Annotated in this window: 25 protein-coding genes and 1 pseudogene; 15 read left to right on the plus strand and 11 right to left on the minus strand. The window is 62.0% G+C overall.

Annotated features, from left to right (window positions below):
* Window positions 1-9 precede the first annotated feature (9 nt).
* The 5 genes from JMY28_RS27715 (at window position 10) to JMY28_RS27735 (ending at window position 4,334) form a co-directional block, all read left to right on the plus strand.
* Complete coding sequence (locus JMY28_RS27715) at window positions 10-933, plus strand: AraC family transcriptional regulator (protein WP_201699095.1); 924 nt, start codon at window positions 10-12, stop codon at window positions 931-933.
* Window positions 934-1,060: 127 nt separating this feature from the next.
* The gene (locus JMY28_RS27720) at window positions 1,061-1,858 is read left to right on the plus strand and encodes an acetoacetate decarboxylase (protein WP_407945548.1); all 798 of its coding nucleotides are present in this window, start codon (window positions 1,061-1,063) and stop codon (window positions 1,856-1,858) included.
* Window positions 1,851-3,152, plus strand: coding sequence for a DUF3734 domain-containing protein (locus JMY28_RS27725; RefSeq protein WP_201699096.1), 1,302 nt, complete (start codon window positions 1,851-1,853; stop codon window positions 3,150-3,152). Before JMY28_RS27720 ends, JMY28_RS27725 begins: the two co-directional genes overlap by 8 nt.
* Window positions 3,149-3,634, plus strand: a complete 486-nt coding sequence (locus tag JMY28_RS27730) for a hypothetical protein (protein WP_201699097.1) — start codon at window positions 3,149-3,151, stop codon at window positions 3,632-3,634. Before JMY28_RS27725 ends, JMY28_RS27730 begins: the two co-directional genes overlap by 4 nt.
* Before the next feature lie 154 nt (window positions 3,635-3,788).
* The gene (locus tag JMY28_RS27735) at window positions 3,789-4,334 is read left to right on the plus strand and encodes a 4-hydroxylaminobenzoate lyase (protein ID WP_201699170.1); all 546 of its coding nucleotides are present in this window, start codon (window positions 3,789-3,791) and stop codon (window positions 4,332-4,334) included.
* Window positions 4,335-4,343: 9 nt separating this feature from the next.
* Here the strand turns inward: JMY28_RS27735 and JMY28_RS27740 are convergent, their stop codons facing one another.
* The 5 genes from JMY28_RS27740 to JMY28_RS27760 all read right to left on the minus strand — a co-directional run bounded on the left by JMY28_RS27740 (window position 4,344) and on the right by JMY28_RS27760 (window position 7,491).
* The gene (locus tag JMY28_RS27740; RefSeq protein WP_201699098.1) at window positions 4,344-5,030 is read right to left on the minus strand and encodes a type 1 glutamine amidotransferase domain-containing protein; all 687 of its coding nucleotides are present in this window, start codon (window positions 5,028-5,030) and stop codon (window positions 4,344-4,346) included.
* Between the two features lie 91 nt (window positions 5,031-5,121).
* On the minus strand, window positions 5,122-5,628 hold the full coding sequence (locus JMY28_RS27745) for a DUF3331 domain-containing protein (protein WP_201699099.1): 507 nt from the start codon (window positions 5,626-5,628) through the stop codon (window positions 5,122-5,124).
* A gap of 86 nt (window positions 5,629-5,714) precedes the next feature.
* Window positions 5,715-5,948, minus strand: a complete 234-nt coding sequence (locus JMY28_RS27750; RefSeq protein ID WP_201699100.1) for a tautomerase family protein — start codon at window positions 5,946-5,948, stop codon at window positions 5,715-5,717.
* Between the two features lie 80 nt (window positions 5,949-6,028).
* Complete coding sequence (locus JMY28_RS27755) at window positions 6,029-6,739, minus strand: SDR family NAD(P)-dependent oxidoreductase (RefSeq protein WP_201699101.1); 711 nt, start codon at window positions 6,737-6,739, stop codon at window positions 6,029-6,031.
* 329 nt (window positions 6,740-7,068) lie between these two features.
* Window positions 7,069-7,491 carry a VOC family protein gene (locus tag JMY28_RS27760; protein WP_201699102.1) on the minus strand — a complete coding sequence of 141 codons (423 nt, stop codon included), beginning with the start codon at window positions 7,489-7,491 and terminating at the stop codon, window positions 7,069-7,071.
* Between the two features lie 223 nt (window positions 7,492-7,714).
* Between JMY28_RS27760 and JMY28_RS27765 the strand changes: the two genes are divergently transcribed.
* The 5 genes from JMY28_RS27765 (at window position 7,715) to JMY28_RS27785 (ending at window position 13,260) form a co-directional block, all read left to right on the plus strand.
* Window positions 7,715-8,152, plus strand: a complete 438-nt coding sequence (locus tag JMY28_RS27765) for a MarR family winged helix-turn-helix transcriptional regulator (protein ID WP_201699103.1) — start codon at window positions 7,715-7,717, stop codon at window positions 8,150-8,152.
* A gap of 87 nt (window positions 8,153-8,239) precedes the next feature.
* Entirely contained in the window at window positions 8,240-9,802 is a 1,563-nt protein-coding gene (locus JMY28_RS27770; protein ID WP_201699104.1) for a DHA2 family efflux MFS transporter permease subunit, read from the plus strand.
* A 104-nt stretch (window positions 9,803-9,906) separates the two neighbouring features.
* Window positions 9,907-10,344 (plus strand): MarR family winged helix-turn-helix transcriptional regulator, encoded by a 438-nt coding sequence (locus tag JMY28_RS27775; RefSeq protein WP_201699105.1) that lies wholly within the window; start codon window positions 9,907-9,909, stop codon window positions 10,342-10,344.
* Between the two features lie 56 nt (window positions 10,345-10,400).
* On the plus strand, window positions 10,401-11,924 hold the full coding sequence (locus JMY28_RS27780) for an efflux transporter outer membrane subunit (protein ID WP_201699106.1): 1,524 nt from the start codon (window positions 10,401-10,403) through the stop codon (window positions 11,922-11,924).
* A gap of 34 nt (window positions 11,925-11,958) precedes the next feature.
* On the plus strand, window positions 11,959-13,260 hold the full coding sequence (locus JMY28_RS27785; protein ID WP_201699107.1) for an HlyD family efflux transporter periplasmic adaptor subunit: 1,302 nt from the start codon (window positions 11,959-11,961) through the stop codon (window positions 13,258-13,260).
* Here JMY28_RS27785 and JMY28_RS27790 read toward each other — a convergent pair.
* The 4 genes from JMY28_RS27790 to JMY28_RS27805 are packed head-to-tail and all read right to left on the minus strand — an operon-like array spanning window position 13,257 to window position 18,012.
* Window positions 13,257-14,201, minus strand: a complete 945-nt coding sequence (locus JMY28_RS27790; RefSeq protein ID WP_201699108.1) for a LysR family transcriptional regulator — start codon at window positions 14,199-14,201, stop codon at window positions 13,257-13,259. The two genes, JMY28_RS27785 and JMY28_RS27790, sit on opposite strands and share 4 nt — an antisense overlap.
* 59 nt (window positions 14,202-14,260) lie before the next feature.
* The gene (locus JMY28_RS27795) at window positions 14,261-14,560 is read right to left on the minus strand and encodes an ArsR/SmtB family transcription factor (protein ID WP_201699171.1); all 300 of its coding nucleotides are present in this window, start codon (window positions 14,558-14,560) and stop codon (window positions 14,261-14,263) included.
* Between the two features lie 26 nt (window positions 14,561-14,586).
* Window positions 14,587-15,165, minus strand: coding sequence for a GlxA family transcriptional regulator (locus JMY28_RS27800; protein WP_201699109.1), 579 nt, complete (start codon window positions 15,163-15,165; stop codon window positions 14,587-14,589).
* Between the two features lie 6 nt (window positions 15,166-15,171).
* Window positions 15,172-18,012, minus strand: a complete 2,841-nt coding sequence (locus JMY28_RS27805; protein ID WP_201699110.1) for a 2-oxoglutarate dehydrogenase E1 component — start codon at window positions 18,010-18,012, stop codon at window positions 15,172-15,174.
* 418 nt (window positions 18,013-18,430) lie between these two features.
* Here JMY28_RS27805 and JMY28_RS27810 point away from each other — a divergent pair, with 418 nt between their 5' ends.
* Entirely contained in the window at window positions 18,431-19,396 is a 966-nt protein-coding gene (locus JMY28_RS27810; RefSeq protein WP_201699172.1) for a GlxA family transcriptional regulator, read from the plus strand.
* Complete coding sequence (gene mug, locus JMY28_RS27815) at window positions 19,389-19,949, plus strand: G/U mismatch-specific DNA glycosylase (RefSeq protein ID WP_201699111.1); 561 nt, start codon at window positions 19,389-19,391, stop codon at window positions 19,947-19,949. Before JMY28_RS27810 ends, mug begins: the two co-directional genes overlap by 8 nt.
* Here the strand turns inward: mug and JMY28_RS27820 are convergent.
* Entirely contained in the window at window positions 19,907-20,680 is a 774-nt protein-coding gene (locus JMY28_RS27820; protein ID WP_328809471.1) for a LysR substrate-binding domain-containing protein, read from the minus strand. The genes mug and JMY28_RS27820 overlap by 43 nt on opposite strands.
* Before the next feature lie 96 nt (window positions 20,681-20,776).
* Window positions 20,777-20,950 (minus strand): annotated as a pseudogene (locus tag JMY28_RS39460) (helix-turn-helix domain-containing protein); the annotation flags it as partial.
* A 503-nt stretch (window positions 20,951-21,453) separates the two neighbouring features.
* On the opposite strand from JMY28_RS39460, the gene JMY28_RS27825 reads away from it, so the two are divergent.
* The 3 genes from JMY28_RS27825 to JMY28_RS27835 are packed head-to-tail and all read left to right on the plus strand — an operon-like array spanning window position 21,454 to window position 25,700.
* Window positions 21,454-23,079, plus strand: coding sequence for an MFS transporter (locus JMY28_RS27825; RefSeq protein WP_201699113.1), 1,626 nt, complete (start codon window positions 21,454-21,456; stop codon window positions 23,077-23,079).
* 12 nt (window positions 23,080-23,091) lie between these two features.
* Window positions 23,092-24,180 (plus strand): HlyD family secretion protein, encoded by a 1,089-nt coding sequence (locus tag JMY28_RS27830; protein ID WP_201699114.1) that lies wholly within the window; start codon window positions 23,092-23,094, stop codon window positions 24,178-24,180.
* The gene (locus JMY28_RS27835) at window positions 24,177-25,700 is read left to right on the plus strand and encodes an efflux transporter outer membrane subunit (RefSeq protein WP_201699115.1); all 1,524 of its coding nucleotides are present in this window, start codon (window positions 24,177-24,179) and stop codon (window positions 25,698-25,700) included. The genes JMY28_RS27830 and JMY28_RS27835 overlap by 4 nt, the downstream gene beginning before the upstream one ends.
* The last annotated feature ends 52 nt before the right edge of the window (window positions 25,701-25,752 follow it).

Consider the following 25,752-nt stretch of genomic DNA (forward strand, 5'->3'; position numbering starts at 1 on the left):
CACGCCGCAATGGACCCGCTTTCCGATGTGCTTTCCCTGCTGAAGGTCAAAAGCGTGCTTTCGGCGCGCTTTGAGGCGGCGGGTCCTTGGGCGCTGCGATTTGCCGCCTATCGTCATGTCAAATTCGGTGGCGTGGTCAAGGGCGCGCGATGGGTATGGATTGAAGGCGCGACCACGCCCGTGAAAATGGAGGAGGGAGACTTCTGTCTCCTCACCGACGGCTCGCCTTACTGTTTCGCGAGCGATCCGGGCGTGGCGCTGCAAGACGGAGAGCAGGTGTTTGCCAGTCACCTGGAGGCGGATGGCGTTGTTCGCTATGGATCTGGCGCCATGCGCACGATTAGCGTCGGAGGACTGTTCGAATTCGACGACGACATGAGCGGCTTGCTGCTCAATTTCCTGCCACCCCTTGTTCACATTCGCGCGAATTCCCCGGGCGTCAGTTCGTTGAGCGCGGCCCTTGAACTGATCAAGGCGGAGACAGCGGTATTTCGGCCAGGCGCGGGAGCCATGGCGGGCGGCATTGCGAATATTGTGCTCGTGAATGTCCTGCGCGCTCATCTTGCCGCGAGCCCTCAGTCGGCCGGCTGGCTAGGCGCGCTCTCGGACCCAAGGATTGGCGCCGCGCTAAAGATGGTGCACGAGGAAATCGCGCGGCGCTGGAAGGTAGACGAGTTGGCTTCGAAGGTCGGCATGTCGCGCACGGCGTTCATCGAGCGCTTCAAGGAACGCGTGGGCCTGCCTCCGCTGGAATATCTGATCCGCTGGCGCATGACGATGGCGAGAGATGCCCTGAAGACAGGCAATGACAGTCTCTCGCGTATCGCCGCCGCCGTCGGCTACACGTCTGAAACCACGTTCAGCTCGGCTTTTAAAAAGATGTTTGGTCAGAGTCCCGGCCGGTATCGCTCGGCCGCACGAAGCAAGGTTTGAGCGCCATGTGCGCCCCAGGATCTTCCCGGTAACTGGGAGATAGATTCCTGATATCGACGGATTCTCTCGTCAGTCGCGAGTGAGTAGCATCTGCTGCAGTGCAACTCGATCTCAAGGAGAGAACGTCATGAGCCGCCTGAATCTGGCTTCGATTCGCGAAAACGCCTTTGCGATGCCTGTCCACAATCCTGCCTATCCCCGGCCGCCGTACCGCTTTATCAACCGGGAATATTTCATCATCACCTACGAGACTGATTTCGATGCGCTGCGAGCCACCGTGCCGGAGCCATTGCGTGCGGAAAACAATCTTGTGCACTACGAATTTATTCGTATGCCGGATTCGTCGGGCTTCGGCAACTACACCGAAACCGGTCAGGTCATCACGGTGCGCGACCAGGAAGGGCGCCTCGGCAACTATACGCACTCGATGTACCTCGACGACGAAGGCCCGATTGCCGGTGGCCGGGAACTCTGGGGCTTTCCGAAGAAGCTGGCGAGACCGACCTTGAGCATCGATGGCAACGACACGTTGCTCGGCACACTCGATTACGGCACCCAACGGATCGCAACCGGCACGATGGGCTACAAGCATGTGCCGCTCGATATCGAGGCCGAACGCAAGAAGCTTGCAGAGACGCCGAATTATTTGCTGAAGGTGATCCCGCACGTCGACGGTTCGGCGCGCGTATGCGAACTCGTGCGTTTCTATTTGCGCGACGTGAGCGTGCTAGGGGCTTGGACAGGCCCGGCGGCACTTGAATTTCATCCGCACGCGTTGGCGCCCGTGGCCGATTTGCCGGTGAAGCGGGTAGTAAGCGCGCGGCACTTGATTGCCAATCTCACGCTGGATATCGGCGAGGTTGCTTTCGACTATCTCGCCGCGGACCCTGCCGCGGACCCTGCACCGGGGAGCCGTGATGCGTAGCCGCACAAGTCAAACCAATCGGCAGCCGGATGCGTTCGTGCTGCCGCACTACGACGAAGTCGCTCTGGTGCTTCAGGGCGGTGGTGCGCTCGGGTCGTACCAGGCCGGCGTGTACGAAGGCCTGGCCGAGATCGGTGTGCACCCGCGCACGATCTCCGGCATTTCGATCGGCGCACTCAACACCGCCATCATCGCCGGCAATGCACCGGAAAATCGCGTGGCAGCCCTACGCGGTTTCTGGAACCGCATTTGCCATCCGCGCGACTGGGTCGGTGGTCTGGGTGCATGGATGCCGCCCATGTTCGGTATGCACGATCTCTCGCGCAAGTGGGCCAGTGTATGGGCGGCCGGGCGTGCCTTGACCGAGGGCCAGCCGGGGTTTTTCTCGCCGCGCGTGCCGTTGCCGATGGCGGGTTTCGGCAAACAAAACCCCAACGTGGTCAGCTACTACGACACGGCCGCGTTGAGGCAAACGCTGCTGGAGTTTGCCGATTTCGACCGGATCAACGACGGCGACACCCGTGTATCGGTCGGCGCGGTGAACGTGCGCACTGGTAACCTGGTGTACTTCGACAACACGAAAATGCGTCTGAAGCCCGAGCATTTCATGGCTTCGGGGGCACTGCCGCCAGGGTTTCCGGCGGTCGAGATCGACGGCGAGTATTACTGGGACGGCGGCCTCGTGTCGAACACGCCATTGACCGAAGTGCTGCGCGATGCGGACCACAAGAACGCGCTGGTGTTTCAGGTCGATCTCTGGAGCGCGAGTGGCAATGCGCCCGGAGACTTCTTCGACATCTCAGCGCGCGCCAAGGACATTCAGTATTCGAGCCGCACGCGCGCGGTGACCAGCATGCTGGCGGATCGTCAGAAGCACGCCCGGTTTATCAAGGAGTTGCTCGCGCACATTCCCGTCGAGCTGCGCAGGAGCGATCCGCTGTTTCGACTTGCTGAAGAGGCGGCAGACGGCAGCGCGATCAACGTGGTTCACCTCATCTACAAGAACAAGCCCTATGAGGGTCACTATAAGGACTACGAATTCAGCAGCGACACAATGCGGGAGCATTGGGAAAGCGGTCTCGAAGATATTCGCGATTCGTTTTCCCATCGCGAGTGGTTCGACGTGCCGAGCCGCGAGCAGGGTTTCGTCACGCATGATGTGCATCGCTTGCCGGGCTCCGTGCCGCAGTGCGATCGCGATGCGCTCATCTTGCCCCTCGCGGAAGAACGAAAAGCCGCCGATGGCGCGCTGGCGAACGAGACCCGCGAACCGGCTGGAGAGAGCATATCGTGACTAAAGAGCCCTATCGCTGCGCTGTGGACTGCCTGTGCGAGCGAGCCTTGCGGACGCCGTGGGGCTATATTTTTCGCAGTATCGCCATGATCGCGCTAGCGGTTTCTCCGGCGCTCATATGCGCCTACCTGGCGCACGCTACGGCACGGTGGGACCTGTTTGAGCGGTCTGGTTCAGTCATCACGATCACGGGCCTTTTGCTGGCGTCGCGCCGCTATCTCGAGCACACCGTGACGGATCTGGTGGTCGCCCGCGCAAACGGGGACGCCGGATTCAAGCCCCATCATGCGTTGAGCGAGGTCCTCGCAGCGAGGCGCGGACTGACGCTTTCCGCGTTTGGCACGCTCATTTGGGGCTGGGGCATATTTCTGCGGTGGTGGAGCTTCGGCGTGCTGGCGCTGTGGATGGCATTCGTGGTGTACCGGGCATTTCGCGACCCGGTTTTGCAACGCTCCAACGACGACGTTGACCTGCTGCCATGAAAGATATGGACGATGCGATAGGAAATCTGGCCAATTGACGATGGATCGAGCGGACGGCCTGAGGAAGAATGCTTGCACGCGGTCAGTGCCGCGTGCTCCTGCCTCACTCCCGTCGAGCATTCCGTTCTCGACGCTCACAAGTGCCATGTCAACGATGCCGCAGACCCAATACGCCAATAGTAAAGACGAGCTAATCGCCCGTCTCATCCCCTTTCTGCAAGAGGTCAAGGACATGACCGCGGGCATTGAGACCGAGCAATGGCTGAATGAGAAATACGGTCTTGAAAGTGAGTTGTACCAGGAACTGGCGCGACTGATTACGCTGGGCGTCAAGGAGGGCTGGGCGGCCGACATCGAGGTCGCCGGCCCGCGTTACCGTCGATCACTTGTCGTCGCGCCGAGCGCCGAGACGTTCTTCTTCAGCGCCACAGCGGTGCTGCTGGACAGCACGGATAACGCCCAGCACAACCCGGAAGGCAGCTTTCGCGCCGACTTCCATTTTCACCCTTACGGCGAGATCAATCTCGTGGTGCCGGTGAGTGCTGGCGCGGCGCTCGCGGGGCCAAACGGCTGGTGTGATGGCGGTTGGACGGCGCCCGCGCCGGGCAGCCGCCATTTCCCGGAGGTCAAGGGAGGCGCCGTCATCTCGCTCACTTTTCTGCCCGCGGGGCGCATTGCGTTCGGCAAGATGCCGGCGTGAGGGCTGGGCTCAGTGAAGCTTGCCCAACTTCTCCAGTAACGCTTTGGCAGCCGGCCCCGACGACGCGGGATTCTGCCCGGTGAGCAGCAGCCCGTCTTCGAGCACATACGGTTGCCAGTCGGGACCCTTCGAATAGTTTGCGCCCTTCGCCTTGAGCTCGTCTTCAACGAGGAACGGCACCACTTTGGTCAGGCCAACCGCTTCCTCTTCGCTATTCGTAAAGCCCGTGACCGACTTGCCATTGACGAGCGGCTTGCCGTCAGGACCTTTGACGTGCCTCAGAACCCCGGGCGCGTGGCATACGAGATCAACGGGCTTCCCGGCTGCGATCGTGCGCTCGATCAGGCCAATGGAATCGCGGTCTTCAGCGAGATCCCACATCGGACCGTGGCCGCCCGGGTAGAAGACGGCATCGTATTCGCCATTGGCGACATCCTTGAGCTTCGCAGTGTTGGCTAGATCCGCTAACGCAGCAGGGTCGGCCTCGAAGCGACGCGTCAGGTCAGTCTGAAAGTCCGGCTCGTTGCTCTTGGGATCTAGCGGAGGTTTCCCGCCCTTGGGCGACGCGAGTACGATCTGCACGCCGGCGTCCTTGAACACGTAATACGGCGCGGCGAGTTCCTCGAGCCAGAAACCGGTCTTGCGACCGGTATTGCCCAGTTCGTCGTGCGAAGTCAAAACCATCAGAATCTTCATGACGCTCTCCTTGAATACGTTTTCACAGCTTCCGATTGCAGAGAATTTTCGCCTGCGCCCTTGGCCGAATCGGACTACCGAACGGCTTGCATCAGGCCAAAGCAGAAAGATGAATCATGGCGTTCACGTTCACGGGAAGGACAGGCGTGCGGGTATAAGGCCGGTAGATGATATCGCCGCGGCGGATTGCCTTGCCGCTCACTGCGCACACACCGGCCCGGCGTGCCTTTGCGCAGACCCAGATTTGATAGCCGTAGTGGCATGAGGCGGAACACCAGCGCAACGCAATGGTTCTGGGGGAAAGGCGTTCGAGGAGCGTGATGACAGCAGCGCAGGGCGCGTCGCCTGTCGCATCGCGCTCTTTGCGGCTTTTTCTGCACCTTCCGTCGTTGCCGCGCGGCGCGGCGATGCGTGGGCCGGGTGCGAGATCGGCGCGACTCAGGGTCTGCCCGCAGGGCTCCCTCGCGCAAAGCCTGTCGAGTAGCAGGAGCGTCTGCTCCCATGGGTCCCGGCGCAAAGCGAGTTTATCGCCCGTCATTTCACTCGCGCTAGCGCCGCTGTTGCTCGAGCGTGTTCGAAGTCCGTCATCCGTGTTCATGCGAGGCCTCAGATGAAAATTGACAGCGCCACGATGCGTCCGGTGCATTTGCGCGCGAAGCCCGCTATCGAGCAGGCCGCGCGCATTTACTTGATGAGTCCCTTCTGTCTCCGATAGACATCGGTAGGCAGGCCGCCCCATCCCCAGTTTTCCGTTGGCACCTCTTCGATGACGACGAAGGTCGCCTCCAGCGGTTTGTTCAACACGTCGAGCAATAGTTGGCTCACGCCCTTGATGAGCTGGGCCTTTTCGTCCGACGTGACGGAATCTGTGCCGGGCTTGGTGCCCTCGCGTGTAACCTGAATGGTGACGATCGGCATTTCGCTTTCCTCGCTGAAGATCGTGGGAAGGAGCGCCGGCGCACGGCGCTCCTGTTTGGCTCGGTGGTGCGTCGCGCGGCTTAGTGGCCGGCGATCTGGCCGCCGTCTACGTGCAGGATTTCACCCGTCACGAAGGGAGCCGAGTCGAGATAGAGGATGGCGTTCACGATGTCGCTCATCTCGCCCATGCGACCCATCGGGTGCAGCGCGCCAAGCGCCCCGTGGGATTCGGGCGCGTGCATCGGCGACTTGATGATGCCGGGCGACACGGCGTTCGCACGAATGCCGCGCTTTGCATACTCGATAGCCAGTGAGCGCGTTGCGGCGGCGAGACCGCCCTTGGTCAGCGAGGCCAGCACCGACGGCACGCCGTCGATCGCGTGATCGACGAGCGTCGTCGTGACGCTGAGGACGTGGCCGCTCTCGTGCTTTTCCATCTCAGCAATCGCGAGCTGCGCGATATGGAAGAAGCCGCCGAGGTTGATGCCCGTGATCGCGGCATAGTCTTCCGCCGTGTATTGCGTGAACGGCTTCGCCACGAAAATGCCCGCGTTGTTGATGAGCGTATCGACACGGCCAAAGCGCGACACGGCCGTTTCGATCACGCGGCGAGCCGTGGCCGGGTCAGCGATGTCGCCGGCTACTGCGACGAGATTGCTATCGTCAGTCTGTTTGATGTTTCGCGACGTCGCGACCACGTTGTAGCCGAGTGCGCGGAATGCCTTGGCCGTCTCGAAGCCGATGCCTTGTGATGCACCAGTGACCACGACGACTTTGGGGGATTGACTCATATAAACCTCGAAGTAAGTTGGACTCTCTATCTGATCGGGCTGACCGCTCCGATGACGATCAATTTACGCACGCACGCTCCCGTTTTGAATACAGGACGCGGACAAACAGTTGTGAGTCACAGGAACAAATGGGAACACGTTGAGCGCGATGACATCCCGCGAACAAGGTCATAGGAATGACGCTTCCATAGTTTCGGATAACTGATTAAATAGAATCGGCCTCACCGCGCGAGTGCTCACGCGCGGGTCAAGCTGGAAATGGGGAGAGAGGCGGGTTACAGCCGTGGCCGTGGCGCATCGGCCTGGCCGCTGGCGAGTGGATGCGGGGTTCAGGAGGCCTGCGTGCGCGGATCGTGGTCGAATTCAAGCCTGATGCCGCCCGGTTCGTAGACCATGGTGTGGCGTTTCGGCCCCGGCCCGAGGTTTTCCGGCGCAAATTCAATATTCACGCCCGGCCAGGCGGACACGCGCGAGAAGATATCGTTGAGCGCTTCTTCGCTGCCTACGCGCAACGCGAGATGATGCAGGCCCACGTGGGTCTTGCGGTCGAATTCGACGAGGCGGTCCGGCTCGGTCACTTGCCAGAGGGTCAACATGACGTGCCCGTCCGAAACGAACGCGGCCGGATAGCTGGGCCTTTCGCCAACCTGTTTCCAGCCCAGACAATTCACGAAAAAGTCGCGGGTGAGGTTCAGATCGCGGACGGTCAACCCGACATGATCGATGCCCAGCGTAAGCGGTTTGTCAGTCATGCTTCGATTCTCCTGAGAAAAGAGTGCGGCGATCCGTACGGAGCAAATCTCTGCAGAAACAATATAGCTGCGAAGAACGGCGTCGATAATCGCTTGCCGCTCACATCACTTTTTACACGGTGTATCGCGATCGCGGATTCGTCGCGCGCGACCCTCGGAAACGCGCTTGCACACATCTGCAATGTCAGATATATTCCGCATCAGATATCGAGGAGGGCAATCGATGAACGATCCCGTCAATGAAGATTTCGAGCGGACGCAGAAACTGGTGTTCGTGCTGGGCCAGGCGTATCACCTCATGGCCACCGAACTCAGGGCAGGGCTCAAGGACGCCGGGCTGAATCTGCAGGAGCGCGGCATTCTGTTGACGCTCGCCTGCGGCAGCGCAAAAACGCCGGCGGCACTGGCGAAGTGGCTTGGCGTCCACCCAGCCCGCATGACCCGCGTGCTGGACAAGCTCGAAACCAGCGGGCTCGTCGAGCGCTCGCGCAATGGCACGGACCGGCGCCTCGTGGACGTTTCGTTGACGCGGGAGGGCCACTCGGTCGCGGCGCGAAACGCGGACGTTGCGCCGGGCGCCTGGAGCGAGCGGCTTTCGCACTTCTCGCAGTCTGACTTCGACGCCTTGAGCACGCTGCTTTCCAGATTGCTCCATGGCTGAGGCGGCATTTTTTTACCCAATTATCAGACATGTCAGATAACGGCCCGTGCTTGACGGGACATTCGCATCCAGACGAGAGAACGTAACATGAATCCATCGACCACCTCAGGCGCGGCCGGCCAGCTGACAGGCGTGAAGTTCGCACTCGGCACCTTCGCCGTGGCGCTCGCCACCTTTATGAACGTGCTGGATTCGTCGATCGCAAACGTTGCGATTCCCACGCTCTCCGGCAACCTCGGCGTGTCGATCGACGAAGGCACGTGGGTCATCACGCTCTTTGCCGCGGCCAATGCGGTGTCGATTCCGTTGACCGGATGGCTCACGCAGCGCGTAGGCCAGGTCAAGCTGTTTGTGTGGGCAATCCTGCTGTTCGTGCTCTCGTCGGCAGCCTGCGGTCTGGCCCCGAACCTGCTGACGCTGCTGGTGGCCCGTATCATTCAAGGCGCGGTGGCGGGGCCGCTGGTGCCGCTGTCGCAGGCGTTGCTGCTCGCATCGTTTCCCAAGGAAAAAAGCTCGAGCGCGCTGGCGCTGTGGGCGATGACAGCAACCGTGGGGCCGATCGCGGGCCCGGCGCTGGGCGGCTGGATCACCGACAGCTACAGCTGGTCATGGATCTTCTACATTAATGTGCCCGTCGGCCTCTTCGCCGCCGGCGTGATCTGGGCGGTCTACCGCGACCGCGAGACGCCGGCACGCAAACTGCCGATCGACAAAGTCGGGCTGATCTCGCTCATTGCCTGGGTGGCGCCGTTGCAGATCATGCTCGACAAGGGCAAGGATCTCGACTGGTTCAGCTCGCCGGTGATCTGGGGGCTCACCGTCGTCGCCGCGGTCAGCTTCGTGTTCTTCCTCATCTGGGAATTGACTGAGGAAAGACCGATCGTCAACTTGCGGCTGTTCGCCAAACGCAACTTCCTCGGTGGCACGATTGCGATCTCGGTCGCGTATGCGATCTTCTTTGCAAACCTCGTGATCCTGCCGCAGTGGATCCAGGGCTTTCTCGGCTACCGCGCGGTGGATGCGGGGCTCGTTACCGCGCCGCTGGGTATTTTTGCCGTGATCCTGGCCCCGGTGATGGGCAAGGTCATGCCGCGCTCCGACCTGCGGGTGCTCGCCACCCTGGCGTTCGTTGGCTTCGCTGCCGTGTTCTTCATGCGCTCGAACTATACGACCGGCGTCGATGCCTGGACGCTGATTTTGCCGACGCTGCTGCAAGGCATACCAACGGCGCTGTTCTTTACGCCGCTCACCGGCATCATCCTCTCGGGTCTGCGGCCCGACGAGATTCCGGCGGCCGCGGGTCTGTCCAACTTCGCGCGCATTTTCGCCGGCGCCGTGGGCACGTCGCTCATGAGCAACGCCTGGAACGACCGCACGATCCTCCATCACGCGCGGCTCGCCGAGCAAACGAGCGTGGAGAATCCCGCTTTCACCGGCGCGATTGCGCACCTGCAGGCAACGCTGGGTGGCGGGCTTCCGAAGGCCACGGCCTTTTACGAAAATTCGCTCAACGCCCAGGCCACTATGCTGGGGTTGAACGACATCTTCTGGATATCGGCGGTGATCTTCATCGTCATCATCCCGCTGATCTGGGTGACGAGGCCGGTCAAGGGCGGTGGCGCGGGCGCGGCAGGCGCGGGCGGCCACTGAATACTGCAGTTGAACCCGGTTCAGCGGGCAAACCCGCCTCGCGTGTTTTCTTGACAGTATCTGATAATGCAGATATTGTGATGTTTAACACGGAGGATGTCGCGATGGACCACTACACCACGAGAAATTTCATGCTCACGGAAAGTGTCGGTTTCAGGATCGTCAAGGCGCGCAATCTGGTCGTCGCGGAAATGGACGCGGCGCTCAAGGACCTCGACATCACGGGCCAGCAAATGGGTATTCTGCTTTCGCTGAAGCAAGGTGTGGCGACCACGCCGTTCGAACTGTCGAAGCTGCTCGGCATCGACACGGGCCTCATGACGCGAATGCTGGACAAGCTGGAAACCAAGGGTCTGCTGGAGCGTTCCCGCGACGCGGAGGACCGCCGTGTGGTCAATCTGCACCTCACGGCAAAGGGGCTGGAAACGGCGGCGCAGATTCCGGAAGTCGCGCCGCATGTGTTGAACGCACGCCTGCGCAAATTCACGAAGGCGGAGTTCGCCGAGTTGAACCGCCTGCTTCGCAAATTCACAGACGACTGAACAGTGCGGCCGTGGCGCCGCGCTTTTTTTCGACCATTAATCTGATTTGTCAGAAAATGAAACAGCAGACTTCTAAATCAAGCATCGGTGCCCGTACGCTGAAGCTGGGTGTATCGGCAATCGCAATGGCCGCGCTGTCGGCGTGCGCAAACTATGCGGGCATCCACAGCGACGCGCGGATGGCCCAGCCGCAACAGTACGAGACGACGCAGAGTCTGCCGCAAGAGCAGGGCCATTGGCCGTCCGCCGATTGGGTGGACCAGTTCGGCGACGCGCAGTTGAAGGCGCTGATCGCCGAAGCGCTGCAGGGCAGCCCGACGGTCGAGCAGGCCAAGGCTCGGGTGGCGCAGGCGCAAGCCTATAGCGAAACCGCGAAGGCGGGCACGCTGCCGCGCGTCGACGCCAGCTACACGCTTACGCGCCAGCAGTTCAGCAGCACGGCGCTGATTCCGCCGCCGTACGCCGGCTCGTGGCAGACCGAAAACAAGGGTCTGCTCACCGCTTCCTACGATCTCGATCTGTGGGGCAAGAACCGCGAGGCGCTGCGGGCAGCCGTTTCGGAGACGGCCGCGAGCGAGGCCGACGAGGAGGTGGTCAAGCTCACGCTGGATACCTCGATCGCGCGTACCTACAACGAGCTGGCGCGGCTCTACGCGTTGCGCGACATCGCGCAGGACGAAGTCACGCGCCGCGCGCAGATCGACAGCATCACGGCGGCCCGCATTGCCACGGGCCTCGACACGCAAGTGGAACGCAAGACAGCGCAGGCGAACCTGGCAACGAGCCGCTCGCGGGTGAGCGCGCTCGACGGCAGCATTCTGACCACGCGCTACCAGTTGGCCGCGCTGATGGGCAAAGGCCCCGACCGGGGACTCGCGATCACGCGGCCAACGCTTGGCGTGGGCGACGAGGTGCGCTTGCCGGACAACCTGCCCGCCGACCTCGTGAGCCGTCGCCCCGATATCGTCGCGGCGCGCTGGCGTGTGGACGCGATCACGCACGAGGTGAAGGAGGCGAAGGCCGAGTTCTATCCGGACATCAACCTGAGCGCGGCACTCGGTCTCGACGCGTTCGGTTTCGGCAAATTCCTGACCGCAGCGAGCCGCACGGCATCGGTGGGCCCCGCGATTCACCTGCCGATCTTCGACGGTGGCGAGCTGCGCGCGCAGTTGAAGGGCCGCTACGCCGAGTTCGACTACGCGGTGGCCGCCTACGACCAGACGCTCATTGGTGCGCTGAGCGGCGTGGCCACGCAGCTCGCGCAGATCCATTCGAGCGACGCACAGCTCGTCGATGCACAAACCGCGCAGCAGGCGGCGCGCGACGCCGACCAGCTCGCGATCACGCAATACAAGGGCGGACTGACCAATCAGCTCACGGTGCTCAACGCCGATGTCACGGCACTGAACGCCGACGAAGCCATCGCCAACCTGAAGATGGATCGCCGCGACCAGCAGATCGCGCTGGCTTCGGATCTGGGTGGCGGCTACGTCGACACCTCAGCCGATACCGGCCACCGCGCGGACGTTGCCGCTCAAGTCACCCCCCAAACCCATTCCGTCATTGCCGCCGCACGTTGAACGGCATGTTTGCAAACCCGTCAGGAGAACTGAAATGAGCGATACGATCACGACCGACCGCGAGCCGGTGGATCAACTCGACGAGAAGAAAGAGAAAGGCGGCGCGCAAGCGGCCCCGGCGCACGGCGACAAGCAGCCCACGCCCCCAGGCCGGCGCAAGCGCCTGATCGCGTTGCTCGGCGCCGTCACCATGATCGCGGGCGCGGCGTATGGCGCGTACTACTTCACGGAAGGCCGCTTTCACGAATCGACCGACGACGCCTATGTGAGCGGCAATCTCGTGCAGCTCACGCCCCAGGTCACGGGCACGGTGGTCGCCGTCAATGCCGACGACACGCAGATCGTGAAGGAGGGCGACCCTGTCGTGACGCTGGATCCGGCGGACGCAAGAATCGCGCTGTCCGATGCCGAAGCGTTGCTCGGCCAGACCGTGCGCCGTGTGAGCGGCCTCTATGTCAACAACGACTTCTATGCGGCGAACGTGGCGCAACGCGAATCGGACCTTGCGCGCGCCAATGACGATCTGCGCCGGCGCGTGGCCGTCGCGGACTCGGGCGCCGTTTCCGCCGAGGATATCGCTCACGCCCGCGACGCCGTGCAGGCCGCGCAGGCCGCGCTCGACGCCGCACGCCAGCAAGGTGCGGCCAATCATGCGCTGACCGATCGCACGTCGGTCGAACAGCATCCGGATGTGCTGGCGGCCGCCTCGAAGGTGCGCGCTGCGTGGCTCGCGTATGCGCGCGATACCTTGCCGGCGCCGGTGACAGGCTATGTGGCGCAGCGTCAGGTGCAGGTTGGCGAGCGCGTGTCACCCGGCACGCCGCTCATGGCGATCGTGCCGCTCAATGGCGTGTGGGTCGACGCGAACTTCAAGGAAGTGCAACTCAAGCACATGCGCATTGGCCAGCCGGTGACGCTCACTGCGGATGTCTATGGTTCGGGCGTGAAGTATCACGGCCGGATTGAAGGTTTTTCGGCGGGTACGGGTAGTGCATTCGCGACGTTGCCGGCGCAGAACGCAACGGGCAACTGGATCAAGATCGTCCAGCGCCTGCCGGTGCGCATCGAGCTCGATCCGCGCGAACTCGCGGCGCGTCCGTTGCGCATCGGCCTCTCGATGACGGTGGATGCCGATACGCGCGACGACTCCGGCGCGCAGCTCGGCGCGGCGCAAAATACGCGCTACCGCACCGATGTCTTCGCGCAGTACGATGCGAAAGCCGACGGCGAGATCGAAAAGATCATCAAGCAGAACGAAATAGCAACGCCCGCGACGGCGTCACAAGCCTCGCCGCAACGCGTGGCGGCGCGCGATCACAAGGGTAACGCGGGCTAGGCTTGGCTAGCGGCCCGGCTCAGCGCTTCCGCATCCGCGGCCAGCGCCTTGGGCACCGCTTCGCGCAGGTAATCCATGAACGTCTTGATCTTGGCGTCGAGGTACTTGCGCGAGGCGTGCACCGCATAAGCGGTGAGTCTCTGCAGACGATACTCCGGCAATACACGAACCAGCGCGCCGCTCCCCAGCATGGCGAGAGCCGTCGACATCGGCAGCGCCCCAATGCCCACGCCTTCGCGAAGGGCGACACTGAGCGCATCGGGAAGATTGATTTCGACGGGCGACCTCGGGAACTCCACCGTTTCCCGGCCGCTGGGGCCATTCAGATGCCACCTATCGCGCGGAAAAAACGACGTGACAAACTGCAGACACGTGTGAGCCTCGAGGTCCTGCACCGTGCGCGGCACGCCGTGTGCGTCGAGATAGGCGGGTGCCGCACACAACACATTATGCACATCGCCTAGCCGGTGCGACACGAGTCGCGAGTCCGGTAGCTCCGTCGTACTCAATTGAATCATCACGTCGTAGCCGGCCTCGATGATGTCCGGCGTGTGCTGCGACAGTGTCAATTCCACCGACACCGCGGGATAGCGCTCGCGATAGCGCACGAGCGCCGGGACCACATAGGCCTGGCCGAAGCTCGGCGAAGCATGAACGCGCAGCCGCCCCGAAGGATTGACCTGCGCATTGGCCGCTTCGGCCTCGGCTTCATCGACATAGGCGAGGATCCGTTCACATCGCTCGAGATAACGCTGGCCCGCCTCGGTCAGCGCGAGCCGCCGGGTACTCCGATGCAGCAAACGCGTGCGCAATTGCGACTCGAGTTGCGTGACCGCCCGCGACGCATTGGCGGTCTGAATATTCAGGCGCAAGGCCGCGCCCGTAAAGCTCCCTTCTTCCGCTATGCGGACAAATATCCGCATCATGTCCAGCTTGTCCATTGCGAGTTTTCCAGGTATGGCTCTGCCGCGCACACAGGTTCGCGCCACGCCAGATTCTCCTATAAATGCAGGCTAATCTGTTCGGCAAATGTCCGTATCACTTCTTCATTGCGTGAAAGAAACATCCATTGTCCGATGCGCGTCGAAACGAGAAGTCCCGCTTCGACGAGGACGGCAAGGTGTGCGGATACGGTGGACTGCGAGAGCCCGCTGCGTGCCTGGATGGCGTGTGCGGGCACGCCGCGACCCAGATCGACGTAGCCCTCGGGAAAAGCATCGACCGGGACCTTCAGCCACGCCAGAATGTCGCGCCGCAGTGGATTGGCGAGTGCCTTATGAATCAGATTCGCGTCTATCATGGCGGTCCCTGCGCTCTCCCAGTGCATCAATGCGGCTGCATCAACAACGTTTTGGCGATCGTGCCCACGGCGCTTTCTCCAAGGTCTTCCCGCACGATAGAGAGCGCCAAATGAATACCGGCACTCGCACCGCCCGATGAATAGAGGTTGCCGTCCTTCAGGCAGCCAGGATTGGACATGACGTGCACCAGCGGATATTCGGCTGCGAGGCGGTGAGCATCGCGCCAGTGCGTAGTCAGCCAGCGGCGGTCGGCAAGGCCGGCGCGCGCCAGCAGAAACGCCCCGTTGGAAATGCAGGCCAGCCTGCGCGTAGTGGGCCCGGCGTCGCTGAGCCACGCTACGAGTTCGCGATGCCTGGGTGCCGGACTGATGGCGGGCGACCCAGGCACCACGACGACGTCGAACGGCGTGCTCGTTTCGAACAGACATTCCGTCGTGCCCACTGCGGTGCCGTTGGAACACAGGACGGGACCCGGCGAGGTCCCGACGAGATGCGGTTCATAAAACGCTCTGCCATACAGGCGATTCGCTTCATGAAACACATCCATCGGGCCGCTCACCTCGAGCAATTGAAACCCCGCGTAGAGCATCATCGCGACACGCATGCGCCGTTACCCCGCGAACGCCTGCCCGACCAGCGCAGATTGCCTTGCCACATGCGCCGAATGGTAGCCCGGCGCTGTCGATGCGCCGGCATCAGGACCGGCGTAGCTGAGCGTGGCGCCCGAAGGCAGAAGGTCGCGCAACTGCGGCTCGACGAAACTCCATGCGCCCTGGTTGCGCGATTCCTCCTGGCACCAGACCACGGTCTTGAGGTGGGGATAGCGCGCGAGTTCGGCGGCCAACTGCTTTGCGGGAAACGGATAAAGCTGTTCGACGCGGATGATCGGCGTGTCGGTCGCGTTCGCGCGGCGATGCTCGAGCAACTCGAAGTACACCTTGCCCGTGGCCACGATCACGCGCTCGACGCTGGACGCCCGCGACGCTTCGATCTGAGTGTCCGGCAGCACTTCGCGGAATTCGCCTTCGCTCAATTCCTCGAACGTGCTGACGGCTTCAGGGTGCCGCAACAGCGACTTGGGTGTCATGACGACGAGCGGGCGGCGATCGGCAGCGAGCGCCTGCCTGCGCAGCAAATGGAACAGCTGCGCGGGCGTAGTCGGCTGGGCGACGCGCATATTGTCCTGCGCGCTCAGTTGCAGATAGCGTTCGAGCCTCGCCGATGCGTGCTCAGGTCCCGCGCCTTCCTGCCCGTGAGGAAGGAACAGCGTGAGGCCGCTGCGTTGCCCCCACTTGGCGGCGCCCGCAGCGATGAACTGGTCGATCACCACCTGCGCGCCGTTGGCGAAGTCACCGAATTGCGCTTCCCAGATCACCAATGCATCGCGGTTCACTGTTGTGTAGCCATATTCGAACGCGAGCACAGCGGCCTCGGAGAGGATGGAATTCGTCACGCTAAACCGGCCTTGCGCGTTGTTACTGGCCTCACCGACATGATCGAGCGGAATATACACACCATCGGGACGATTCATCCGCGTTTGATCGTGCAGCACGGCGTGACGATGATTGAACGTGCCGCGCGCGCTATCCTGGCCGCTCAGTCGAACGTTGACGCCAGCACCGAGCAGCGTAGCGAATGCCAGATGCTCGCCCATGCCCCAATCGAGGGGCCGCTTTCCAGAGGCCATGTCCTGGCGTGAGTTGATCATCTTCTTGACGAGCGGATGAAGCGAAAGGCCTTCAGGAACGGTCGAAATCCGCTGCGCGAGACCACGCAGCGTCTCGGCCGAAGGAGAAGGGTTTGCCGTTTCGGCCGGTGAGGAACGCTCGCCGGCTTCCGGGTGCTCAGCGGCAGCATCGGAGCCGTCGGTTTCATTCGCGCGCTTCAGAAGCTCGCGGCGCGCGTTGAGATAGCCCTCGGCTTCTTCGGCTGTCACCACACCTTGTTGAATCAGCTTCTGGGCGTACAGCGTCCTCACGCCGGGATGACTGGCGATCGCGCGATACATCAGGGGTTGCGTGATGCCCGGCGTGTCCTGTTCCTGGTGCCCGTATCTGCGGAAGCACACGAGATCGATGACCACGCTCCGTTTGAACGCGGTGCGATAGTCGAGGGCAAGGCGCACCGCCATCGCGACCGCTTCGGGGTCGTCGCCGTTCACATGCAGGATGGGCGCCTCGATCATCTTCGCGATGTCCGTGGTGTAGAACGACGAACGCGTGTCGCGCGGATCGGAAGTCGTAAACCCGATCTGATTGTTGACGACGATATGAACGGTGCCGCCCGTGCCGTGTCCGCGCGTATAGGACAGGCTCAAGGTTTCCATCACGACACCCTGGCCGGACATTGCCGCGTCGCCGTGAATCTCCACCGGCAGGACCTCGACGCCGTCTGCGCTGCCGAATACCTCGCCCTTGGCGCGCGCCATGCCTTGCACAACCGGGTTCACGATTTCCAGATGCGACGGATTGAATGCGAGCGTCACTTCAACCGGCCCCTCGGGCGTATCGACCGAACTCGTGAAGCCCTTGTGATATTTGACGTCGCCTGCGGGAAGCCCTTCGGGATCCTTTCCTTCAAACTCGTCGAACAGCGCGCGCAGCGGTTTGCCCACGATATTCACCAGAACGTTCAGGCGTCCGCGGTGCGCCATGCCCATCACCACCGAGCGCACCTTTTTCGAGGCGCTGTAGTGGACGACTTCGTCGAGCAGCGCGATCAACGACTCTCCGCCTTCGAGCGAGAAGCGCGTTTGTCCGATATAACGCGCGTGAAGGTACTTTTCGAGGCCTTCTGCCGCAGTCAAGCGTTCCAGCAGTCTGCGTTTCTCCGCGGCCTTCAGCGACGGCCTGGCTCGCGTGGATTCGAGCTGCATCTGCCACCACCGTCGTTGCTCCGCGTCGGTGAGATGCATGAACTCGGCGCCAAGCGTGCCCGTGTAGGTTTGCCCGAGCGCTGTCACGAGGTCTTGCAGCGTGGCGTCGTCATCGAACAGGAACGTGTCGGCAGTGCTGAATTTCGTCGACATGTCCGCGGCGTTCAGGCCATAGTAAGCCGGGGTCAACTCAGCGTAGGCGCGTGGTGGCGTCCATGCCAGCGGATCGAGATCGGCCGTACGCGTGCCGATCATGCGGTACGCGGCGATGAGCGACTGTACCGCGACCTGCTTGCGTGCGAGCCCAAGGCCGGAGTCATTGGCGAGCGTGGTATCGGCCTGAACGATCGCGCGCGGCGGCCGCTTCGCAAGTTCGACAAAGCTCGAGATAACAGGCGAGTGCGGCTGGTCGTCGCGATCGCTGCCATCGATAGCGGGTGTTTCGCGCAGCGCATCGAACCACTCGCGCCATTCGGTGGTGACCGCATCTGGGTCAGCCAGGTAAGTTTCATACTGTTCTTCAACGTAAGGGGCATTGCCCCCGAACAGGAAAGAGGTTTGACGTTGCTTTAACATGATCAATCTGCCCTTGGTCGTTGCGCGGTCCAACGTCGACCGCAACACATGGAGCGACGGCGATAACGCCTGCTACCCGGTACGCCCGGGTTAGCTGCCCAGCCGTATTCATGAACACAGTCTAGTTAAGCGGGGCAGCGGGGGATATGCGCGCGTGGTGCCGCCACCTGCCAATTAGTGGACGTTTTGGGCCACGCCTGGCCGTTGGCCGACAACCCACGACGCTCCGGGTTTGGCGGAAGATTTGTTACACCGGAGCAAAATACTTTTTCCGGGGGCAGGCTGCATCAAATACCGACGATGCGTTAAGCTGCGCCACGCTCCTCGTTGGGACACGGCGCGTTGAGTTGGCATGCATCGATCTCGCGCTGGCCAGTTCTACGACGCAAACATCGCTACCACCAGTGAAGGTCACGGCATGAAAGTCGCCATTGTTGTATTCGATGGTGTGCAGGCGCTAGATGTTGCAGGCCCACTCGACGTGTTTGCCGAGGCGAACACGTTTCTCTCAGAGCATCAGCGCTATGAGGTGACGCTCGTAGGACGCGAGGCGGGCACCGTGACCTGCTCGAACGGCATGCAATTGGCGGTCTCGCTTGGCTATGCCGATCGCGACGTTCAATGGGACCTGCTCCTCGTAGCCGGCGGCCCGCAGTTGCCCGACGTCCATCCGTCTAATGAGTTTGTGGCGTGGCTGCAAAGCCAGGCGCGCAGCGCGAGCCGCTTTGGTTCGGTGTGCAACGGCGCATTCGTGCTGGCTCATGCGGGACTTCTCGATGGCAAGGAAGTGACGACCCACTGGTCGGATGCCGGACGCTTGTCCAATGAATTTCCGCACGCCAATGTGCAGCCCGACCGGATTTTCGTTCGCGACGGACGGCTATTCACGTCGGCGGGCGTGACCGCGGGCATCGATTTGTGTCTGGCGCTGGTTACGGAAGACTGGGGACACGAACTGGCGGTGCGCGTTGCGAAGCGGCTCGTGGTGTATATCCAGCGCGAAGGCGGCCAGTCTCAGTACAGCCCTTATATTGGCGCTGGCAAGGACGAAGACCCGATACTCAGCAAGGTGTATCGCTACGTGAGCGAACATATCACCGATACGCTGTCGATCGAGGCGCTTGCGAGCGCGGCTGCCGTGAGCCGCCGTACCTTGTCGCGCATCTTCGCGAAGAACGCAAAGGTCACGCCCTCCGTATTCGTCGAGCAGGTGCGTGTCGACACGGCGAGGAAACTCCTGGAGGACACGGATGCGCCGCTCAAGACGGTCGCATTCAAATGCGGGTTTCATAGCGCCACGCATATGCGCACGACGTTCTCGCGGCGTCTGAACGTCACGCCGAAACAGTATCGCTTGCGATTTCGCGGGGAGGCGAGTGCGTAGCAACGATTCCCTGTTGGCGTTTGCGAGCGCCAGTTCGGCGCAATGCCTTCCCGATATCATCGAGCCCGGGTTGTCGGTACTCTTTTGCGGAATCAATCCGGGTATGCGCGCGGCAGCTGTGGGGCACCACTTCGATGGCCGAGGGAATCGGTTCTGGCGAGTTCTCCATCGCGCTGGCTTTACGAAGGAAGAGTTTCGCCCTGAGAACGACCGTGAGTTGCTGCGGCATGGCTTTGGTCTGACTACGGCAGTCTCGCGCGCGACGGCGCGCGCGGACGAATTGTCGAGAGTGGAGATTCAAGCCGCTGCGGCGCAGTTCGAACTGAAGATTGAACACTACGCGCCCAGATTCGTCGCCTTTCTTGGCAAGATGGCGCTTGCGGAAATGTCGGGCAAGCGAGATATCGAGTGGGGCTTGCAATCCAGTCGATTCGGCGGTGCGCGCGCATGGGTCTTGCCAAACCCGAGCGGCCTGAACCGCTCATTCAGCCTCGACGCACTCGTGAGTGCCTATCGCGAACTTCGTATCTCCGCTGAGTCATCGGATGAATGATTGAGTGGCGCCAGGTATTGCGCGTGTGTCCCGGAATCCCGCGCGGATTCGCGATTGCCTTGACTCTCTATGCACTCCCCCTCGGTTGTCACGCCGCTCGGACATTGAAGGTGTGCATTGTTTCGCAGCGTTTCAGTCACGAACTCCACGAAGGACCGAATCTTTCCACTCGTGCCGCGTCGTTCGACATGAAGCAGGTTGACCGGCGTGGATTCGGGCTCATATGCCCTCAAGATTGGCACCAGATTTCCGGAGGACACTTCGGCTGCGGCCTGATAGGACAGCAGCTGTGTGATGCCCACGCCGTCTTGCGCCGCCGAAACGGCGGCGGGCGCCAGATTGACGATCAATCGTGGCTGAAGCCGTACGGGGATCTTTGAATTATTCTCGTAAAACATCCACTCGTGCGGTTGGGAAACGCCCGTAAAGGAAACGCAATGGTGGGCGGCCAGGTCTCTCGGATGCATGGGTTCTCCGTGCTCGGCGAGATAAGCGGGGGACGCGAAGGTTTGACGCCGCACGGATCCCAGGCCCACCGCGAATGTGGACGAATCTTCGAGATGACCAATGCGTATGGCGATATCCACGCCTTCCTCGAGCAGGCGCGTGGGACGATCGAGGTATACGGCGTTCACGCTGACGTCGGGATAGCGCAGCGTGTAGGCGTTGACGAGCGGGGCGATGAAGCGCTGGCCCAACTGGACCGGCGCCGAAATCGTGAGCGTGCCCACAGGGTTCGCGGGGTCTGCTGCGATATGCGATTCCGCGTCGGTGATACCGTCCAGCAGCTTGCGGCAGGCTTCGACGTAAGCCATACCCGCGTCAGTGGGCCGGACCGAGCGCGTCGTGCGCGCCAGCAATTGAGCGCCCAGGCGAGCTTCGAGCGAGTTGACCGCTCGCGAAACGGCTGCTCGTGACAAGCCGAATTTTTCGGATGCGGCGCTAAAGCTGCCGCGTTCGATGATGGCTACAAACACCTCCATCTCGCGTAATCTGTCCATCTTGACGTCCCAATCCAGGTCTCTTGCAAACGGAAAACAAAAAGTAGAAGCCCTTCGGCGCCTACCGTTGCTGATTCGTTTTCAAACCTTCGTCAATCGCGTCTACCGCGATTGACCCTCGGCCTGAACGCATACGCCGCGATTCTAGGCATCGTGTGCCATCCGGTAGCGCTTCGCATCCAGGATTGGCTCAAAAGCGAGCAGAAATGACCCATGCGTAATCAGTGAGGCTGGCATTGACGCAGCGCACTTACGCGGCAGAGGCATGAACGGACAACCTGGCAAAATTCTCGTACTAGATGGCCCAAAATCAGGCCAGGCGAGACTTTATGAAATTGGGTTCATCTCTGACAATAAAGCACTCGGTGAACAGCAACAATGCGCGGCGAGCCCATGGCGGGATCATTGCATCGCGCGAGGAAACGGGGCACTGAATCACGCCAGAGTGAAATAGCCGCATCAAACAGTACAGCTAACGAAAAAGAGAGAAGTTACTGATCGCCATGACGACTGCGAACCCTTCGACGACTGGAACGGAAGCGGCAACGACCCCGCGCTCGCCGGATCAGGGCCCTGTGCGCGAAGCAGCGGCGCCCGCGCAGCCTGCTCCCGCACCGGTGGCGTTTACCGGGCGCATTATCGTGGGCCTGCTCGGCATGTTGTTCGCTTCGTTGATGGCTATCCTGAATGAGCAGGTCACGGCGGCGGCGATGGCCGATATCCAGGGCGCATTCCTCATCGGGCATGACGACGGGACCTGGCTGACCGCGCTCTTCGAAGCCGCCAACGTCGCCACAATGGTGTTTGCTCCGTGGTTCGGCATCACCTTTACGCTCAAGCGGTTCACGATCGGCGCCGTGCTCGCCACGATGTTCTTCGGATTGCTCTGCCCGTTTGCGCCGAATCTGGCGTCGCTCTACGTCTTGCGTATCCTCCAGGGAATCTCGGGCGGCTGTCTGCCCCCCATGCTGATCATCGTGGCGCTGCGTTATCTGCCGCCCAAATTCAAGCTGTACGGGCTCGCTGGCTATGCCATGACGGCGACTTTCGGGCCGGCGCTCGGCACACCGCTCGCCGCGTTGTGGACCGAGTTCGTGAGTTGGCGCATGGCGTTCTGGCAAATCATTCCGCTCGGCGTGCTGTGCTGTATCGCGATTGCGCAGGGGCTTCCCGCTGATCCGGTCAAGCTCGAGCGCTTTCGCACGTTCAACTGGATTGGGTTCATCACAGGCTACCCCGCATTTGCCATGCTCGTGATGGGGCTTTTGCAAGGCGATCGGCTCGACTGGTTCAATTCGGCGTTCATCGGATTCATGTTCTGCGCAGGTGGGCTGTTGCTCGTGGTGTTCCTCGTCAACGAGTGGTTTCAGCCCGTGCCGTTTTTCAAGCTCCAGTTACTCAAGCGCAGAAATTTCACGCATGGAATCTCGACGCTGCTCGGCACCGTGATCCTGCTGGTGGGCGTGGCGGCAATCCCTGGACAATTTCTCGCCCAGATTCACACGTACAGACCGCTGCAGACAACGCCGCTCTCGATGCTTCTGGCCATGCCGTTGCTGATTACGCTCCCTTTGACGGCCGCCTTGCTGAATACGCGGCGCGCCGATCATCGCTGGGTGATCGCGATAGGTCTGTCCCTGATGTTCGCGACGTTTGCAATCGGAAGCTTCATGACGTCCGAGTGGATTCGCGACAACTTCTACCTGATGCAGTCGCTGCAGATCATTGCGCAGCCCATGGTGATCATGTCGATCCTGATGGGGGTCACGACAGGATTGCCGCCAACGGAAGGCCCGTTTGCTTCGGCAATGTTCAATACCGTCAAGACGTTCGCCGCCGCGATTGCGACGGGTCTGATAGAGGGCGTGGGAACGGCGCGCGAACATTTCCATTCCAGCATGCTCGTCGACCAGTTGGGCAACCACGCGCTGGTGGCAAGCGCAGGCCTCGACACATCCTTCGCGCTGGGGCAACTCGCACACCGTATTCACGAACAGGCCGTCGTTCTGACTTCGGCCGATCTCTATCGCGTGATGGCGTGCATTGCGCTCGCTCTGCTTCTTCTTGTTCCTGTGCTGCCGGTGCGCATCTATCCGCCGTGGAGCACGACGCCACCGGCTTCGAATTGAGGTACGTTTTCCATGTCATCGACCCAACCCACCCCCGCACCGTCCAGGCGGAAATGGCTTCGTATTGCAGCAGTGATCGTCGTCGTCGTCATTGTTGCGTGGGCCGCCATTAAGCTGTTGTCCCGCCCCAGCTCGGAATCCACGAACGACGCCTACGTCACCGCGGACTTCACGCTCGTCGCGCCCCGCATCCCGGGGCAGATCACGGAAGTATTGGCGAACGATAACGAGAACGTGAAAGCGGGCCAGCTGCTCGTGCGCATCGACGACCGCGATTATCGCGCCGCGTTGATGAGCGCGGAGGCGGAGGTAGTGGGAGCCAAGGCAGCGGTTGCGAACCTGGACGCGCAGATCGCACGCCAGCCCTCGCTGGTCGACCAGGCGCGCGCCACGCTGCGCTCCGACGCTGCGTCTATCAGCTTTGCGCGGGCCAACGCCGCGCGCTACCAGAATCTTGCCGTGGCGGGAGCGGGGGCCGCACAGGAGCAACAACAAGCGTCGAGCACGCTCGCCGAGCAGCTTGCGCAGCAGTCGCACGATCAGGCGGTGCTGACGGCCACCGATCAGAATCTGCAAGTCCTGCGCACCGAGCGTGACAAGGCCGCGGGCGCACTGGAACACGCCGAAGCGGCGCTCGAACAGGCAAGGCTCAACCTTTCCTATACGGAGATCGTCGCACCTGTTGACGGCAAAGTGGGACGCCGGTCGGCGCGGGTCGGCGCGTTCGTCACGCCCGGCGCGCCGGTGCTGGCAATCGTGCCGCTTGCGGAGGCGTATGTGGTCGCCAACTTCCAGGAGAGCCAGATCACAAACATGCGGCCCGGTGAAAGCGTGCGCGTGACGGTCGACAGCCTTCCCGGCGTAGTGATTCGTGGCCGCATCGATAGCCTGGCACCAGCGACCGGTGTGAGTTTCGCGCCGATTGCGCCCGACAACGCGACGGGCAACTTTACGAAGATCGTGCAGCGCATGCCCGTCAAGATCACGATCGATCCCGGCCAACCGGCTGCAGCGGCATTGAGCGTCGGGCTTTCGGTGGAAGCGGAAGTGGCCGTTGGCCGGGGTTCAGAAGCGACGGCCGAGGGAGCGGAAAGAAAATGAACGCGAGCCAATACCCCATTCGCGCGATCCTCCTCACGGTTCCCGCATGCGTCGCAATAGCGGGTTGCATGGTCGGCCCCAACTTCGAACCGCCAAAGTCGGCTACACCCGAGGTCTTCAACCGCACGCAGGCGGCGCAAGCGCCGAGCAAAGCAGTGGAAGCGCAATTTGGCCCGGAATGGTGGACGCTTTTCAACGATCCGGTATTGAACGGCCTGGAAAAGCAACTGGCCGACGCGAACCTGGACGTGGCGGCGGCCTCCGCGCGCTTGCTGCAGAGCCGGGCCGAGCGCCGCGTGGCGGGCGCAGCCGAATATCCGACGCTCGACACCGCCGCATCGTATAACCGCGAACGCGGCAGTGAAAACGGCATTCTTTCGCTGCTTGGCGTCACGCCGTCGCAAAGTCAACCGCTGTCGGCCTCCGGCAACGCACCGCTCGGCGTGTCGGCGATGCCGGGCTCCAAGGGCTCGCCGGCCTACAACCTTTACCAGTTTGGCTTCGACGCTTCATGGGAAGTCGATATCTGGGGCCACGTGCGCCGCAGCGTGGAAGAGGCGACGGCGCTTACCGAAGCCTCGTATGAGGAACGCAACGCGGTCTTGCTGAGCGCACGCGCGGAGCTTGCCCGCGACTATATCGAACTGCGCGAAACGCAGGAACTCCTGCAAATCGCCAAGCAAAACCTGGACATCGCCAACGACTCACTGAAGCTTACGCAGGTGCGCGCGCATGAAGGCGTCACGACGGATCTCGATGTCTCGAATGCTTCGGCTCAGGTGGAGAATATCGAAAGCCTGATTCCCACACTTGAGTCGCACTCCGAAGCGACGATCAATGCGATTGGCCTGCTGCTCGGCGAAGAGCCCGGCGCGCTGCGGCAGACGCTCGCCGCAACGCAGGAAGTGCCCGTGCTTCCCGCGCAGGTCCCTATCGGCTTTCCTTCCGAAATCGTGCAGCGCCGGCCGGATATCCGCAAGGCGGAGGCGCAATTGCACGCGGCAACGGCGTCGATTGGCGTGGCGAAGGCCGATTTCTATCCGCGCATCATGCTCAATGGAAGTGCGGGCTTTCAGAGTCTTCAACTCTCGACGCTGGGCACCTGGGCGTCGGGGCAATTTGTCGCTGGCCCATCCATTACGTTTCCCATTTTCGAAGGCGGACGCCTGAAGGGGACGCTCCAGCTGCGTGAGGCGCAACAACAGGAGGCCGCGATTGCCTATAAGGAGACGGTGCTGCGCGCGTGGCAGGAAGTGGACGACGCGCTGGTCACCTACGACGCCGAACAGCGTCGCCGCGACCGGCTGACCCAGGCCGTGACCATGAACCAGCGTGGGCTCCAGGTTGCGCAGCAGCGGTACAAGGCCGGCGCGCTCGACTATCTCGACGTGTTGAATGTGCAGAGGCAGTTGCTCGAAGCACAAAGCAATCTCGAACAAAGCAGAGCCGCCGCTGCCACGAATCTCATCACGCTCTGTAAAGCGCTGGGAGGGGGATGGGAGTCGACATATGGCGGGTAGTGCCTGGCACGAATGCCCGCTTGTCAAACCGCCAGGCTAGGGGTTTCAAACG

This window comes from Paraburkholderia hiiakae (assembly GCF_904848665.1).
GTDB classification, from domain to species: Bacteria; Pseudomonadota; Gammaproteobacteria; order Burkholderiales; family Burkholderiaceae; genus Paraburkholderia; species Paraburkholderia hiiakae.